This is a genomic window from Lysinibacillus sp. RS10, assembly GCF_041956855.1.
GTDB lineage: Bacteria > Bacillota > Bacilli > Bacillales_A > Planococcaceae > Lysinibacillus > Lysinibacillus xylanilyticus_A.
Window position 1 is genome coordinate 885,751 of sequence record NZ_CP167122.1, and the last position, 17,006, is coordinate 902,756.

Below are 17,006 nucleotides of genomic sequence, written 5' to 3' on the forward strand. Positions count from 1 at the left end.
GATTGATTCAGTGGAGAAAGCTGATCGTTGTATTAGCGATACCATTTGTGCTTTTTTGCATAAATGGTATTACTATAACAGAAGCGGAATCTTTGGTAGAGCACAAAGAAATTACAGATTTAAATAAGGAATGGACGATTACTTTTAACCATCCAATTAATAAAGAATCGATTACTAGCTCGTCAATTACGATTAAAGATGAAGCGGGAAATGATTTTCCGATTACATTAGAGATTAATAAGAATAAAGTCAAAGTGAAGCCTAAAAAACCATACGAAAACTATACGACATACACGTTAAATGTCCAAACTGATATTGAAAATGATAAATCAAAGCGTTTAAAAAATAGTTTTAAGTTGATTTTTACGACCAATTTTGCGATCGAAAATATTAAAAAAATCACGCCTTTAAATACTTCTGATTATCATGGACAGGCACTTGTAACCCTATCCTATGACGATGGCTATCGAAATTGGTATGATAAGGCACTACCACTTCATTCGAAATATAATATGCCGGGAACTTTTAATATTATCGGTAATAAATTGTACTCAGATGATGAGATTTATATGACACCATCTCAAGTATGGGTTGCACATGATTTAGGGTTAGAAATTGCATCTCATACACAAAATCATCAATTCCTAACAAAAAAATCGGTGGGCGATATTCATTATGAATTTGCTGAAAGCATAAAAACAATCGAGTCTTTACTAGGTAAAGGTGTCGTTTCAACTGTTGCGATTCCTTATTCTGATTATAATGAAGAAATACGTAAAATTGCTATGCAATATTTTGACGGTATACGTGTATTAGGTAGAGAAACGAATGTACCTAATAATTATGATCCGTACTGGCTAAAATCATATGCCATTACAAATACAACAGAATTTTCGGATGTGAAAAAGTGGATTGATAAAGCGGTTGCTGAGAAATCTTGGGTTATTATTATGTTGCACGGTATTACAGAAGAGCGATTGGAAGAGTATGAAACAACGCCAGAAATTTTAGAACAGATTATGAAATATATTAATGATTTAGGTAAAGATTCAATTTTACCAGTGAGTACAGAGGAAGGATTACAGCTCACTAAATAGGAAAGTGGAATCCAATACAACTTGAACGTAAGGAATGAAGCTAATCCTTTGAGCTACAAATTCTCTATGTAATAGTAGTAAATTGAAAAGGAACCTTAAAGTAGACACTTTGTACTTGTCTGCTTTAAGGTTTTTTATCTTTTCTGAGAACGAGGTCGGGATTATTTTTAGATTATAAATAATAATTCTGCGATTCTGTCTATTTATCAAACAGTTTATTAGAGGAACGATTTATGATAAATTACTAATATACATTCAGGGAAGACAGTTGTTTTTTTAAGGAGGACATTAAGATGAAACTAAAATTTGGTCTATTGGCAAAAATTATTATTGCTATTTTATTAGCAGTAATACTTGGAAATTTTGTGTCAGAGCCATTTGTACGTATATTTGCAACATTTAATGGTTTGTTCGGCAATTTTTTAAATTTTGTTGTACCACTTATTATTATTGGATTTATTGCGCCAGGTATTGCCCAGCTTGGAAAAGGCTCAGGGAAATTATTAGGGTTGGCAACATTCTTTGCTTATTTCTCAACAATACTGGCTGGTATAGTCGCCTTTTTCGTAGCGCGAAATGTATTGCCTAATTTCATTGCAAACGGTGAAATGGAAAGTATGAAAAATCCTGAGGAGTTTTTAGCGCAGGCATTTTTTAAAGTGGACATGCCACCATTAATGGATGTGATGGCTGCACTAATTTTTGCGTTTATTATAGGTATTGGGATGGCCGCCATTCAAAGTGATGTTATGAAACGTGGTTTTGAAGAGTTTAATGTTATCATTGAAAAATTGATAGCATTCGTTATTATTCCACTTTTACCATTCCATATTTTCGGTATCTTCTTGAACATGACATTTGGTGGTCAAGTAGCAAAAATCTTATCTGTTTTCGCAATTGTATTCGTACTAATAATTGTGATGCATTGGGTAATATTACTAGTTCAATATACAGCTGCGGGAATTTTAAATAAGAAAAACCCTCTTAAGTTACTTCGAATTATGCTTCCTGCGTATTTTACAGCATTGGGCACACAATCTTCAGCAGCGGCAATCCCTGTTACATTGCGTCAAGCACAAAAAACGGGAGCCTCAGAAAAAGTAACGAACTTTACAATCCCATTGTTTGCAACAATTCATTTATCGGGCAGTACGATTACATTAGTGACATGCTCTTTAGGTGTTATGATGATGAACGGTATGGATATAAGTTTTGCACAATATATAGGCTTTATTTTTATGTTAGGTATTACGATGGTTGCTGCACCAGGTGTCCCAGGGGGCGCTGTTATGGCAGCGATTGGTTTGCTGCAAACAATGCTCGGCTTTGATGAAACAATGGTTGCACTGATGATAGCATTGTACCTAGCGCAAGATAGCTTTGGTACAGCTACAAATGTAACTGGAGATGGTGCATTATCCATGATTGTGGATCGTTTTAGTAAAAAAACGAATTAGTACATGCTGAGTGGTGGATAGAAACGTCGGAGTGGCGGATAGAACTATCGAAGTGGCGGATAGAAGTGCCGAGGCGACGGATGGAAATGCGAGAGCGACGGAAAGAAGAGCCAAGGTGACGGATGGAACCAGAGCGACGGATAGAAGAGCCAAGGTGACGGATGGAAACCAGAGCGACGGAAAGAAGAGCTGAAGTGACGGATAGAAAAGCGAGAGCGACGGAAAGAAGAGTCGAAGCGACGGATGGAAACGTCAAAGCGACGGAAAGAAGAGCCAAGGTGACGGAAGGAAACCAGAGCGACGGAAAGAAGAGCTGAAGTGACGGATAGGAATGCGAGAGCGACGGAAAGAAGAGCTGAAGTGACGGATAGAAAAGCGAGAGCGACGGAAAGAAGAGTCAAAGCGACGGATAGAACAGTCAAAGTCGTGGATAGAAACGTCAAAATGATGGATAGAACAGCCAAAGTCGTGGATAGAAACATCAAAATGATTGATAGAATCGCTAAAGTGACAAAAAGAATAAATTAAGCTCGACATCGCCATTTAGGTAACTTGTCATAAGGAAATATGAAATATTTAAGAATAAGCAATATTGATCGCATTTGTGGTCATATTGCTTTTTTGTTTTTCTTATTTTTTCCTGTTTGATTAATTCATCTTCTGTGATGATTAATTTTCCAAGACCAAAACTATAATGAATCTCAATTTTTTGTGGGCTTGTATCTCGTTCATGAACAATAATTTTTCTTCTATTTCTTGTTTCCGATTGGAGACGAAAGAATTTGACCACATTTTTGATTTATGAGTCATACATGGCTAATTATTACATCTAGATTGTCAATTGTTACAGATTACCAATTTTTTGAATTAAACATTATTATGAAGGTAACGATAGCAAGAAAAATCTTTTAATTTTTATGTAAAAAGATTTCTATTATTCGTTACGCTCATATTAGTTTTTCTATGGTTTATTCCTTTTGTGCATAGTGTAATTAACATAGTGCACTAAATTTTATAAGAGAATACGAGGGGTGAAGAAATGAAAAATGATTTATGCATTCACTCAATTAGTAAAAGCTATCGAAAAGGTAATGTACAAGCAAACGATAACATATCGACTTGTTTTTCTGCGGGTGAAGTTGTAGCTCTAACAGGTCACAATGGTGCTGGTAAAACAACATTCTTAAACCAAATAATTGGTGTAACAAAACCAGATAGTGGTTTTATAACTTATCAGGGACATTCTTTGGTTAAAGAAACTAAAGTTGCCCGACGCTTAATATCAATGATGCCGCAGTTTCATGCACCGTTAGCTGGTGTGACATTGAGACAATCTGTTGAGTCAGTTTTAAGAATAAAAGGTGTTAGTGGATATAAAAATAAGCAATTGACTGATGACATAATTCAGGAATTGCAGATTGAGGAATGGGCAAATAAATCTGGAGAAAAATTATCTGGGGGATTGCAAAGACTAACCTCATTTGCTATGGCAGTTGTAGCACCGCCACCTATTATTTTATTAGATGAGCCTACAAATGATGTAGACCCTGTGAGAAGAAAAATCATCTGGAGATACTTGAGGAAGCTTGCGCAAAAAGGACATATTATCGTTGTAGTCACGCACAATTTGTTAGAAGTAGAACAATACACTGACAGATATCTTCTAATGGATCAAGGAAAATTAATTAAGGATTCTCCTATTAGAGAGGTGAATTTAGGGTTATCTGTATCAAACATACTAACGATAACGGTTAGTAATTCTTTGGACTTGAATGATTTTCCAGAAGCACTAGATATTGATTTTAATGATGAGGAAATGCAATATGATTTCGAGCTAACACATGAACAAGTTCCAGATGCTTTGAATTGGGTGTTAAGAAAAATCAGTCAAAAAGAAGTAGTCAACTATCGGCTTGCACCATCTTCAATAAATAATCTATACGGAGAGTTGATAAATGAAGCGTAAACTTGACATACATTTTGAAGCAATGCTAAAAAACTATAGTTTACTACAGTTTTGCGGTTTGATGCGTTGGAGTCTGATTAGGCACAAATATTTATTGCCAACTTTTAGTATAGCTCAAGCAGCTTTAGCTCTCGCCATTGTATATGGGCTTGCTTTATTGATACCGGAAATAGATGAAGTAACTTCACTATATCTATCTTCAGGTGCGATTACTTTGGGGATTATTGCTGTTGGTTGTGTTTTAGCAGCTCAAATAGTTAATACTGCTAAACAAGATGGAATTGTAAAATATCAAAAGACTTTACCTGTTAATCGTATGAGTATTCTAATTGCGGATATTATCATTTGGGGTATCGCTTCACTACCGGGAATATTTATGTCATGCTTTGCTGCTATGATTAGATTTAATATATCAATCAACGTATCTCTTACAAGTATTCTTATTACCCTGCTGGCACAAGTAGCAATGATTTCTATTGGCTTCGCGATAGCATATTGGCTTCCATCGAATTTTGTTGCATTGGTGACACAAATTATTATGATAGGTGGCCTACTGTTTTCTCCCATTACTTACCCTGCTGATAGACTTCCGGATTGGATGACGATTATATACAATGTATTTCCCTTTGTACCAACGAGTAATCTGATTAGGGCTACACTATTTGGCCTAGGATCAATTTCATTTGTGGATTTATTTGTGGTTATTATATGGGCACTATTTACTTTTGGATTATCATTATTTGCCCTATCGAGAAAGGAGTAAGTCAATGTGAATCAAGTCATGCTAAAAAACTTAAAAAAGTATATTAAGAATCATCTAGTGATAGACGTAGAGTATTTGTGTTTCGAACGAGGAGGAATACATGCTTTAATAGGACCCAATGGTGCTGGAAAGACTACTTTGTTGAAAAGTATTTGTGGGTTGGTTGTTGTTGATGAGGGAGAAATCTGGTTTGGTGATAATCTTGTTTCACAAAAGGATAATTATAAAAACTTACTGAAAATAGGAACGATATTTACTTCTTTAGACAGTATTTCTGAACTTACTGTTCATGAGTTATTTGAAGAACATTTTCACTATTATGGGTTAAAAAAACCTAGTTCATGGCTCCCTCTTTTGCAGCAGGTGAAATTGAATGTTTCTCCAGAAGCGGTTATTGGAAAAATGTCTTTAGGGATGAAGCAAAGGCTACAGTTGGCAGTAGCTCTAACACACAATCCGGAAATTTTAGTTTTAGATGAACCTTTTAATGGACTAGACCCTGATGGAATTGAATTAGTTAAGAACATTTTGAAATCTTTAGCAAGAACAAAAATTATATTGATAACAAGTCATACTTTCGCTGACCTAGAAGATATATCAACTGACATTGTTTTTATGTCAAATGGTAGAACGAGTGAGATGAGAAAAATTGATGATATAAATCGTATTTATGAAGGTGGAATATTAGACTATTACCACCAATTAACTGCAACAAAGTGAAAGTAGATGGAGGTGTTTATTTAATGAATTATTATCATTTTGAGATTTCTAAAATGAAGAAAATTATATTCCCAACATTTACTTTAACCTTTCTTTCACAATTGATTTTTACTTATTTTTTTGTAATCGTGGGGAAATTTGAGGAAAATGATGTAGATGATATTTTAACAAGTTACCCAGCAATACTTAGTTTAGCAAGCACAATAACTATGTGTATTATTTCAGTATATGGAGCTGTAGTAATAAGCCGTCACATTGTTAAAAATTATGTTGGTGATAATAGAAATAGAGTTTTTTTATTTCCAATAAAGCGGAGTAGATTGTATTTAATCAAGAACATAGTACTTGGATGTATCCTTGGTTTGTCTCAATTTGTAGCACTACTATTGGTCAACTTAATTTTTTCAATAGGAGAAACTGTTTTTCCAATACTGGGTAAACCAATTAAAAGTTATTGGGTGGATTTTATTTTTGTTGCTGTAGTTTGTGTACTATTAACTTTATCAATCGTCCTCTTTTCTAGCTTTATTGGTATTTATTTTTCATCAACAATGTATACAGTAATTACTAGCATTATTTCTATTGTTGTATTAGCTAACGTTTCTGCACTGTCGTTGATAAACTTTCAATTTGCCGCATCCGTAGGAGCTTCATGTGTATTATTGGCTATGCTTCCTATACTTCGTTATGTTGGTAAAAGAATAGATGAAAGCGAGACTATATAACGAACTTTATTAGTAATGTTTTTATCGCTATTAGATCTTGCTATATTAGTGTTATGTTTCTTGTTCGGAATCAAATGCACCTTTTCAGAAGAAACAAAAAATAGATAATCACTCGACCTTAATAGCCAAAATTTTGAGGTCGAGTGATTATCTATTAAAAATATTTTGGTTAAGAATAGATTGTCATAAAGTTAATAGATATCAAAAAGTACAATACTTACAAAATACTTCTTGTTTTCAATCCAATGCTTATATAAACCACCATTCTTTTCAACTAAAGCATTTATACTTCTAGCACCTATTCCTTCATTTTGACGATCTCTTCTAGATTTTGTTTCTAAGGGATCGAAAGTATTAGATATATCAATCAAGAGGTTTCTATTGAACTGCTTGATTACTAGAAATATTTCTTTGTCTTCACTTTTTTTTATTCTAATGCAAGCTTCTAATGCATTGTCGACTAAGTTTCCAATTATTATTGCAAGAATATCGTTATCAATACTAATTTTTTCTGATAGAAAGATCTTAACTTTGAAATCAATTTGTTCCTTTTTAGCAATTGATATTTTCTCATTCAATAAATAATTTAGCACACTGTCGTTAGTGTAAAAATTTGATTGTTGGTTTAGTCCTTCAATGGAACTCATCAAATAATCTTTTGCTTCCTCGGTAGCTTCACGATCAAGTAGACCTAATAAAACGAGAAACTGATTCTTTAAATCATGTTTTATAGCTTTGATATTTAGTTGATTTTTTTTAACTTCTTCAATATATTTTATTTCTGATTCAAGTGCCTTTTTTTGGATTGAAATATGATTTATTTTTCTTAAGTGTTTGATTAGACTATTGTACAAATACAAAACACATATGTTCATAAATAAAATACCCGGTACTACCAAAAACTCAATTAGTTGTGAGTTCATGTTGATGTTTATCTCGGATAATAAGAAGCCTAACAAAACAATTATCGAAATAACAGGGATTGAAATTAGAGCAAATAATGCAGAAATATTAATGGATTGAAAAAGATTGTCTTTTTGAAGAAATAAGATTTTAATTCCAGAAAATATTAGTATTCCAAAAATCGTTGTAAAACTAGTAGTAATAATAATGAAAATGGTATTATTTGAGTAATAGACGGTTGATGAGAATAAATTTTTGAATAATGCAAGAGACAGTGATTCGCATATGAAGTTAATTGATAAAAGAACTATTGTCCAAAAAAAAGTTTCTTTAATGGGAACATCATGTTGCTTAGCGATTATCAATATCAATGAAACTGTTAGTAGGATATTAACGAAGGGCAAAAAAGTTCCATTAATAATGAAGGAACTTCCTACAGTCAGGAAAAGAAGTAGGATAATTAACAAATTTAGTTTACTAAATAATTTTTTGGACGTAGACCAGCTTGAGAAAAAAAGTTAAGTAAGAAAATATAAGTTACAAAGCTTAGTAGTCGAATAAATATATTGATTATCATACTATGTCCCTTAATTTCATTAGTATTTTATCTCGAGCGGTTTCTTTATATTTTCTACTCATTGGTATTTCAATAGAATTATTGTTATCTTTTTTTAATATCAAGAAATTGTTCCCGATTTCTTTGATATATTTTACATTAACTATAAAAGACGTGTGTACTTGAACAAAACAGTCATTAAGTTTAGATAGAATCGTAGTGGTAGACATATTAGAGACATAATCTTCACTTAACGTACGAATAATAACTTGGCGACGATTTTTCTCGAAATAAACAAGATCATTTATTTTGAGGCTATAAGATATTTTATTATAGGAAAAAATGAACCTCTCTTCTCTTACATCTAGATATCTCATTACTCTATCCAAAACTGGAAATAAGTTCTCTTTAGTTACAGGTTTGATTATGTAATCAAAGGTTTGTACCTTAAAGACGTCCTCCATATACTCTTTGTAATTAGTTAAAAATATAATAGGAACATTTAAATTGTTTTGGCGAATTATTTCAGCAAGATCAATACCTGTAGTATTAGGAAATTCAATATCTAAAATAAATAAATCAAATTCAGTTTTTTTCATATGTCTGATTAGCTTTTCAGGGTAATAGAAAACATTGGACTCAAATAATTTTTGATTATATTGTATTAACAATTCTTCTACTGCATCCGCCATTTGGGGTATATCATCACAGATAGCTGTCTTAATCATAATTATCCCTCCAATTACAATTGTATTGCTTTTAACTCTTTTAAGCAATTTGATATAGTAAAGTGTCGTTTTTGTGCCCCATGTTAAATGGACCGCCGAAAAAGGGGAAGCCCGGAAAGAATCATCAAAGCGACGGATAGAAGTGCCGAGGCGACGGATGGAAATGCGAGAGCGACGGATGGAAGAGCCAAAGTGACGGATGGATATCAAAGCGACGGAAAGAAAGGCAAGAACGACGGAAAGAAACGCCAAAGCGACGGAAAGAACAGTCAAAGTCGTGGATAGAACAGCCAATCTGACGGAAAGAAACACATAAACCCAAAAAAATCGCCGTAGCTGGCGATTTTTTTATTGGAATTGAGAAAGGCGTGAAAAGAAGTTCGTAACAAAATTTAAAAATATTTTTTCTGATGGTGCAATTTCACGATTTACGGGTGAAATGATGCCGACTGTTCTTGGAATCGTAGGTGATGTAATCGGCACCTTTACTGTGAAGCGGGCAGCTGAATCATACAGGGAGCTTTCTGGTAATAAGCTGACCCCAATGCCTGCAGCGACAAGCCCCTTTAGTGCATCTAAGTCTTCACCCTCGGAGATGATGTTTGGCGAGAAGCCGGCAGCTCGACAGGCATCCATGGCTACTTTATGTAATATGTATCCATCTGGGAATAGCACAAATAAATCGTTACGTAAATCAGCTAGTTGAATACTTTCCCTTTTAGCTAGTGGATGTTTTGCTGGTAGTAAAGCGGCGATATTTTCAGTAAACAAAATAGTTGATTGAATCGCTTCATCTTTCGGTGGAAGAGGGCCTAAAAATGCTAAATTTAATTCTCTATTTTTGACTGCATCAATTAAAAAGCGATAGGAGCCTTGACGGAGCTGGAATTGCAAATCTGGATATTCACGTTTGAAGGCTGAAATAACAGTTGGCAATACATAGCTAGCCAAGCTTGTTGGAAAACCGATTTTTATCGTACCTTTAGCCGGATCTAAATATTCTTCTACTTGCTTTGCGGCAAAATCAATGGCTTTCAGAGCGGTAATTGTGTGCTCAAGAAACGTTTTTCCAATCGGTGTCAATTTAACATTTCGTCCTACCCGTTCAAAAAGTGGTGTGCCTAATTCATCTTCTAGATTAGCAATTTGTCGGCTAATTGCAGATTGAGCAACATGAAGATGTTCAGCAGCCTCAGAAATGTGTTCACGTTCAGCAACTTCAACAAAATAACGTAATTGACGTAACTCCACTAGATATTCACCTCTATTAATCGAAAAATACGATTGATTATACCTCAATTATATACTATTTAAGATGAAAAATGATTGTAAATAAAACAGATGTCTCAATCAATTAAGTATTGGCAAGAAAGGGTCTGCGCTATAACGAAGGGGTGATTTCCGTTACAGCTGGGCGCTTTGTTGCTGACGCTTCGCTTTCGCACAGAAAACATTTGTTGCTGACGCTTCGCTTTCGCACAGAAAACATTTGTTGCTGACGCTTCGCTTTCGCACAGAAAACATTTGTTGCTGACGCTTCGCTTTCGCACAGAAAACATTTGTTGCTGACGCTTCGCTTTCGCACAGAAAACATTTGTTGCTGACGCTTCGCTTTCGCGCAGAAAACATTTGTTGCTGACGCTTCGCTTTCGCGCAGAGCAAAGCTTCCTGGGGGTGTCCGATGAGCCGCTTGGGCCTACACGATGTAGGTCACGAAGGCGTTATCACAGGACGTGATGCTCTTAGCCTTTGTTCCTCTATCGCTGATCCCCAAGTAATCGTCCAGCCTCCACTCCAATCAACGTATATACATGGCATACGTTTTTATTACTAATGTCATCCCTGAATCTTTGTAATAAGCAGAATAAGATTCCGATAAAATCTTACGTCCCTTATTTCTTTCCCTTAATTGATTCCATTCTAATGAAAAAGGTTATAGTATAGATATTGTTATTTATGCATAACTGTCACAAAACCGCTACAATTAACGCTTCCTGCGAGGTTTCCACTATGATGCTAGATGAAATCAATTCTCAATTAGAACTTATTTATTGAAAATGAAGGAAGTCGATTCTCATTGTCAATAATGATTGGCAATAATCTGAAAATGCTTACAAAGTCTTTGTTTTTAGGGATTATATCAGAAGAGAATGAAAGTGATTGAAATGGTTTGCATAGAGAACGATTTTCAGTTAAGATTAGAATGATGATAATTAAGGAATGGTTCACCATTCACTGAACACACTATGGAGGTATTTTCATGTCAACTTTAGTTATTAAAGATCTTCACGTTGAAATCGACGGGAAAGAGATATTAAAAGGCGTAAACCTTACTATCAATACAAATGAAATTCACGCAATTATGGGACCAAACGGAACTGGTAAATCTACACTAGCTTCTGCAATCATGGGTCACCCTAAATATGAAGTAACTTCTGGTACAGTTGAACTTGATGGCGAAAATGTACTTGAAATGGAAGTAGACGAGCGTGCTCAGGCAGGTCTATTCCTAGCAATGCAATATCCTTCTGAAATCGCTGGTGTAACAAATGCTGATTTCTTACGTTCAGCTATTAATGCACGTCGTGAAGAAGGCGATGAAATTTCACTAATGAAATTTATCCGTGAACTAGATAAAAACATGGAATTCCTTGAAATGAATGAAGATATGGCACAACGTTATTTAAACGAAGGTTTCTCTGGCGGTGAGAAAAAACGTAACGAAATTCTTCAATTAATGATGATTAAACCAACTATCGCAATTTTAGATGAAATTGACTCTGGTCTTGATATTGACGCACTTAAAGTTGTATCAAAAGGCATCAATGCAATGCGTGGAGAAGGCTTCGGCTGCTTAATGATCACTCACTACCAACGCCTACTTAACTACATTACACCAGACCATGTACACGTAATGATGCAAGGTCGTGTTGTTAAATCAGGTGGCGAAGAATTAGCACAACGTTTAGAAGCAGAAGGCTATGACTGGATTAAAAAAGAATTAGGTATCGAAGAAGAAACAGAAGAACAAGAAGCATAAGAGGGAGGACGAACTAGCATGACAGTGGAACTTAACTTGCCTGTAACAGTACAGGACGTGCGCTCGTTCTCAGAAGCAAATGGTGAACCGGCTTGGTTTACAGAGCTTCGCGCGGCAGCACTAGACAAAGTAACTGGTTTAGATTTGCCAAAACCAGACAGAACAAATATTACAAAATGGGATTTTGTGAATTTCCCAACTCATACAGTTGACAGTGAAGGATTCGCTTCACTTGATGCATTACCAGAAGAAGCAAAAGGCTTAATTGATTTTGAGGCACAAGAAAATCTTTATATTCAACGCAATAACACACCAGCTTTCATTAAAACATCACAGGAACTTGCTGATAAAGGTGTTATTTTTACAGATATTTTAACAGCAATTCGTGAACATGATGAGCTTGTTAAAAAGTACTTTATGACAGAAGCAGTAAAAGTTGATGAGCATAAGCTAACAGCGCTTCATGCGGCACTTGTAAATGGTGGTGTGTTCGTATATGTACCGAAAAATGTAATTATCGAACAGCCGCTTCAAGTAGTATTCTTAAACGATAACGCAGAAGCTTCTTTATATAACCACGTGTTAGTTGTAGCTGAAGCAAATTCAGCTGTAACGTATGTTGAAACATATATTTCAACAGTTGAAGAAGCAAAAGGTCAAGCAAATATTATTGCAGAAGTAGTAGTGCAAGATAATGCACAAGTAACTTACGGTGCTGTTGATGTACTTGCTAAAGGATTTACTACTTATGTTAATCGTCGCGCTCGACTAGCTCGTGATGCGAAAGTAGATTGGGCTCTTGGCTTAATGAATGATTCAGATACTATTTCTGAAAACATTTCACATCTAATTGGTGACGGTTCTCATGCTGATACAAAAACAGTAGTTGTTGGTCGCGGTGAACAAAAACTTAACTTTACTACTGAAGTTCGTCACTGGGGTAAAAACTCAAACGGTCATATCTTAAAGCATGGTGTGATGAAAGACGCAGCACAATCAATCTTTAACGGTATTGGCTACATCGAACACGGTGCAACAAAAGCTGATGCACAACAAGAATCACGTGTATTAATGCTTTCTGAAAAAGCTCGTGGCGATGCAAATCCAATTCTATTAATCGATGAAGACGATGTAACAGCAGGACACGCAGCATCTGTTGGTCGAGTTGATCCACTACAACTGTACTACTTAATGAGTCGTGGTATCTCAAAAGCAGAAGCAGAGCGCCTTGTTATCCATGGATTCCTTGCGCCAGTTGTTACGCAATTACCAATTGAGGGCGTTCAAAAGCAACTGACGGAGGTTATTGAAAGGAAAGTTCGCTAATGATGAATAAAGACATTAAAAGCTATTTCCCAATTTTAAATCAGGAAGTAAACGGTCATAAGCTTGTTTATCTTGATAGTGCAGCCACTTCTCAAAAACCTATTCAAGTGATAGAAGCAATGAAGCATTATTATGAATTCGATAATTCCAATGTTCACCGTGGTGTGCATACATTAGGAAATCGTGCTACTGACAAGTATGAAGGAGCACGTGAAAAGGTTCGTAAGTTTATCAATGCTACATCAACACAAGAAATTATCTTTACTCGTGGTACTACAACCGCTTTAAATACAGTGGCAGGAAGTTATGGTCGTGCTAATGTTGCTGAGGGTGATGAAATTGTCATTACTCATATGGAGCACCACTCTAATATTATTCCTTGGCAGCAGCTAGCAAAGGAAAAAAATGCAACGCTGAAATACATTGAACTTGAAGCAGATGGCACACTTAACTTGGAGAAGGTACGTGCGACTATTACGCCTAAAACAAAAATTGTGTCGGTGTCAATGGCTTCAAACGTATTAGGAACGATTAATCCAATTAAAGAAATCGCTCAAATTGCACATGCTAATGGTGCTGTAATGGTAGCTGATGGGGCACAAGCAGCACCACATATGAAAATCGATGTCCAGGATTTGGATGTAGATTTCTTAGGATTCTCAGGGCATAAAATGTGCGGACCAACAGGAATAGGTGTACTATATGGTAAAAAGGAACACCTTGAAAAGATGGAGCCAATTGAATTTGGTGGCGAGATGATTGACTTTGTTGGACTTTATGACTCAACGTGGAAAGAATTACCGTGGAAATTTGAAGGTGGAACGCCTATTATTGCAGGTGCAATAGGTTTAGGAGCCGCTATTGATTTCTTAACTGAAGTTGGGCTTGATCATATTGCGGAGCATGAGCATAAGCTTGCAGGCTACGCGATGGATCAGCTTGAAACAATTGACGGACTTAAAATTTTCGGCCCGCGTGATCCAATGAAGCGTTGTGGACTTGTAACGTTTAACCTAGACGATGTACATCCACATGATGTGGCAACGGTTCTTGATATGAGCGGTATTGCTGTTCGTGCAGGACATCATTGCGCTCAGCCACTAATGAAATGTCTTCAACAAGTAGCAACAGCGCGTGCAAGTTTCTATCTGTATAATACAGAGGAAGATATTGACCGCCTAGTTACAGGGTTACGTTCTGCGAAGGAGTATTTTGGCGATGTCTTTTAATAATTTAGATCAACTATATCGTTCAGTCATTATGGATCATTATAAAAATCCTCGTAATAAAGGATCGATTGAAGAAGATGCTGTAACGATTGATATGAACAATCCAACTTGTGGTGACCGTATTCATTTAACGCTTAAAGTGACTGACGGTATTGTAGAGGATGCGAAATTTGACGGTGAAGGCTGTTCAATTTCGATGTCGTCTGCATCAATGATGACACAACTTATCAAAGGGAAAAAGGTTGAGGAAGCATTAGACCTTGCTGATATCTTTTCTAAAATGATGATGGGTGAAGACTATAGCGAAAAATATGACCTTGAGGATGTTGAAGCACTACAAGGTGTTTCACAATTCCCTGCACGTATTAAATGTGCGACGTTAGCTTGGAAAGCGATGGAAAAAGGCGTAAAGTAATAATTTTATCCCAAACAAACACTTGAATAAAAGCAATAGTACATGTTTTCATTCAGGACGAGGGGTTTCGTTTTAGACTAGATAAATAACAATAATTCATGAACGGAGGAGAAACAATGGCTAAAAAAATGCCTGATATTGGCGATTACAAATACGGATTCCATGACAAGGACGTATCAATTTTCCGTTCAAAACGTGGTTTAACTGAAGAAATCGTCCGTGAAATTTCAAATATGAAACAAGAGCCTGAGTGGATGCTTGAATACCGCTTAAAAGCACTTGAAACTTTCTATACAAAACCAATGCCGCAATGGGGTGGCGACCTAGGAGACTTAGATTTTGATGAAATTACGTACTACGTAAAACCATCAGAAGCTACACAAAAATCTTGGGATGAAGTACCTGATGAAATCAAAGCTACTTTCGATAAATTAGGTATTCCAGAAGCAGAACAAAAATATCTTGCTGGTGTATCTGCTCAGTACGAATCTGAGGTAGTGTATCACAACATGAAACAAGATCTTGAAGACCTTGGTATTGTGTTCAAAGATACAGACTCAGCTTTACGTGAAAACGAAGATATTTTCAAACAGTACTGGGGTAAAGTGATTCCTTACACTGACAATAAATTCGCTGCATTAAACTCAGCTGTTTGGTCAGGTGGATCATTCATCTATGTACCACCAGGTGTAAAAGTGGAAACACCATTACAAGCTTACTTCCGTATTAACTCTGAAAACATGGGTCAATTCGAACGTACGCTAATTATCGTAGACGAAGGTGCTCACGTACACTACGTTGAAGGTTGTACAGCTCCTGTTTACACAACAAACTCTTTACACTCAGCAGTAGTAGAAATTGTTGTACGTAAAGACGCATACTGCCGCTATACAACGATTCAAAACTGGGCGAACAACGTTTACAACCTAGTAACAAAGCGTACAGTTGTTGAAGAAAACGGTACGATGGAATGGATCGATGGTAACATCGGTTCTAAGTTAACAATGAAATATCCAGCTTGTATCCTTAAAGGTGAAGGCGCTCGTGGTATGACATTATCAATCGCGCTAGCAGGTAAAGGGCAACACCAACATGCAGGTGCGAAAATGATTCATATGGCACCAAACACATCTTCAACAATCGTTTCGAAATCGATTGCAAAACAAGGTGGTAAAGTAACATATATGGGTCAAGTTCGTTTCGGCCCTAAAGCAAGTGGTGCACGTGCGAACATTGAATGTGACACGTTAATCATGGATAACCAATCTACTTCAGATACAATTCCTTACAACGAAATCTTAAATGATAATGTTTCTTTAGAGCATGAAGCGAAAGTTTCAAAAGTATCAGAGGAACAATTATTCTACTTAATGTCTCGTGGTATTTCTGAAGAAGAAGCGACAGAAATGATCGTAATGGGCTTCATTGAACCATTCACAAAAGAATTACCAATGGAATACGCAGTAGAAATGAACCGTCTGATCAAGTTTGAAATGGAAGGTTCAATCGGATAAAACTTCAAAAACCCGTCACAGCAATGTTTGTGACGGGTTTTTTTATGTCTTTTTTTAGGAGGAATAGCCTTCTCGGATTTAAAAAAACAAGAATTGATGCTAAGAATAAAATTCAATAAATAGTACTATCAACGTCACCTTACGCTGTGATTCTCCTTTTGCATATGTCATCTCATAATCGCCTGTTCGGTGTGAAAAATCATTTTCGATAATCGAATTAAGTTTTTAGAAGCCATCCAGCTGCACCGAGACCCTAGAGCGAGCAGGTAGAGGAACGAAGGCTAAGAGCATCACGTCTTGTGATAACGCCTTCGTGACCAACATCCTTTTGGCCCAAGCGGCTCATCGGACGCCCCCAGGAAGCTTTGCTCTGTGCGAAAGCGAAGCGCCCCCCAACAAAGCGCCCAGCCGGAACGAAGATCAACCACACGTTTTGATGATAATCCTATATTTTATCGCATAAACAAGGGAATTATCCATATTTCCCTTGTTTATGAGCTATGTTTTTTTATGATACGTTTATATTTCGTTAGAAAGTGTGTGCTATGATAATGTACATAGAGGAGG

Annotated in this window: 17 protein-coding genes; 11 read left to right on the plus strand and 6 right to left on the minus strand. The window is 36.0% G+C overall.

Annotation, left to right across the window (positions count from 1 at the left end; all coding sequences use genetic code 11):
- The first annotated feature begins 2 nt into the window (after positions 1-2).
- Together ACB089_RS04470 and ACB089_RS04475 are read left to right on the plus strand one after the other, a co-directional pair.
- Entirely contained in the window at positions 3-1,097 is a 1,095-nt protein-coding gene (locus tag ACB089_RS04470) for a polysaccharide deacetylase family protein (protein ID WP_374965464.1), read from the plus strand.
- 293 nt (positions 1,098-1,390) lie between these two features.
- Positions 1,391-2,554: a dicarboxylate/amino acid:cation symporter gene (locus ACB089_RS04475; RefSeq protein ID WP_374965465.1), complete on the plus strand. Its 1,164-nt coding sequence runs from the start codon at positions 1,391-1,393 to the stop codon at positions 2,552-2,554.
- A 44-nt stretch (positions 2,555-2,598) separates the two neighbouring features.
- Here ACB089_RS04475 and ACB089_RS04480 read toward each other — a convergent pair whose 3' ends face one another.
- Complete coding sequence (locus ACB089_RS04480) at positions 2,599-3,039, minus strand: hypothetical protein (protein ID WP_374965466.1); 441 nt, start codon at positions 3,037-3,039, stop codon at positions 2,599-2,601.
- A gap of 554 nt (positions 3,040-3,593) precedes the next feature.
- Between ACB089_RS04480 and ACB089_RS04485 the strand changes: the two genes are divergently transcribed.
- The 4 genes from ACB089_RS04485 to ACB089_RS04500 are packed head-to-tail and all read left to right on the plus strand — an operon-like array spanning position 3,594 to position 6,728.
- Entirely contained in the window at positions 3,594-4,520 is a 927-nt protein-coding gene (locus ACB089_RS04485) for an ABC transporter ATP-binding protein (RefSeq protein ID WP_374965467.1), read from the plus strand.
- Entirely contained in the window at positions 4,510-5,283 is a 774-nt protein-coding gene (locus ACB089_RS04490; RefSeq protein WP_374965468.1) for an ABC transporter permease, read from the plus strand. Before ACB089_RS04485 ends, ACB089_RS04490 begins: the two co-directional genes overlap by 11 nt.
- Before the next feature lie 6 nt (positions 5,284-5,289).
- On the plus strand, positions 5,290-6,003 hold the full coding sequence (locus ACB089_RS04495; RefSeq protein WP_374965469.1) for an ATP-binding cassette domain-containing protein: 714 nt from the start codon (positions 5,290-5,292) through the stop codon (positions 6,001-6,003).
- 23 nt (positions 6,004-6,026) lie between these two features.
- Positions 6,027-6,728 carry a hypothetical protein gene (locus tag ACB089_RS04500; RefSeq protein WP_374965470.1) on the plus strand — a complete coding sequence of 234 codons (702 nt, stop codon included), beginning with the start codon at positions 6,027-6,029 and terminating at the stop codon, positions 6,726-6,728.
- A 191-nt stretch (positions 6,729-6,919) separates the two neighbouring features.
- Here the strand turns inward: ACB089_RS04500 and ACB089_RS04505 are convergent, their stop codons facing one another.
- From ACB089_RS04505 to ACB089_RS04525, 5 genes are all read right to left on the minus strand, one after another.
- A complete protein-coding gene (locus ACB089_RS04505) occupies positions 6,920-7,651 on the minus strand; it encodes a sensor histidine kinase (RefSeq protein WP_374965471.1) in 732 nt (243 codons plus the stop codon).
- Positions 7,652-8,204: 553 nt separating this feature from the next.
- Positions 8,205-8,915: a LytR/AlgR family response regulator transcription factor gene (locus ACB089_RS04510; RefSeq protein WP_374965472.1), complete on the minus strand. Its 711-nt coding sequence runs from the start codon at positions 8,913-8,915 to the stop codon at positions 8,205-8,207.
- Between the two features lie 124 nt (positions 8,916-9,039).
- On the minus strand, positions 9,040-9,237 hold the full coding sequence (locus ACB089_RS04515) for a hypothetical protein (RefSeq protein ID WP_374965473.1): 198 nt from the start codon (positions 9,235-9,237) through the stop codon (positions 9,040-9,042).
- A 26-nt stretch (positions 9,238-9,263) separates the two neighbouring features.
- A complete protein-coding gene (locus ACB089_RS04520) occupies positions 9,264-10,166 on the minus strand; it encodes a LysR family transcriptional regulator (protein ID WP_374965474.1) in 903 nt (300 codons plus the stop codon).
- Between the two features lie 153 nt (positions 10,167-10,319).
- On the minus strand, positions 10,320-10,577 hold the full coding sequence (locus ACB089_RS04525) for a hypothetical protein (RefSeq protein ID WP_374965475.1): 258 nt from the start codon (positions 10,575-10,577) through the stop codon (positions 10,320-10,322).
- 598 nt (positions 10,578-11,175) lie between these two features.
- Between ACB089_RS04525 and sufC the strand changes: the two genes are divergently transcribed.
- From sufC to sufB, 5 genes are all read left to right on the plus strand, one after another.
- Entirely contained in the window at positions 11,176-11,955 is a 780-nt protein-coding gene (gene sufC / locus ACB089_RS04530) for a Fe-S cluster assembly ATPase SufC (protein WP_276563163.1), read from the plus strand.
- An 18-nt stretch (positions 11,956-11,973) separates the two neighbouring features.
- On the plus strand, positions 11,974-13,281 hold the full coding sequence (gene sufD / locus ACB089_RS04535; protein WP_374965476.1) for a Fe-S cluster assembly protein SufD: 1,308 nt from the start codon (positions 11,974-11,976) through the stop codon (positions 13,279-13,281).
- Entirely contained in the window at positions 13,281-14,510 is a 1,230-nt protein-coding gene (locus ACB089_RS04540) for a cysteine desulfurase (RefSeq protein WP_374965477.1), read from the plus strand. Before sufD ends, ACB089_RS04540 begins: the two co-directional genes overlap by 1 nt.
- On the plus strand, positions 14,500-14,925 hold the full coding sequence (gene sufU, locus ACB089_RS04545; RefSeq protein ID WP_374965478.1) for a Fe-S cluster assembly sulfur transfer protein SufU: 426 nt from the start codon (positions 14,500-14,502) through the stop codon (positions 14,923-14,925). The genes ACB089_RS04540 and sufU overlap by 11 nt, the downstream gene beginning before the upstream one ends.
- Positions 14,926-15,041: 116 nt before the next feature.
- On the plus strand, positions 15,042-16,439 hold the full coding sequence (gene sufB / locus ACB089_RS04550; RefSeq protein WP_031417705.1) for a Fe-S cluster assembly protein SufB: 1,398 nt from the start codon (positions 15,042-15,044) through the stop codon (positions 16,437-16,439).
- Positions 16,440-17,006: the final 567 nt, after the last annotated feature.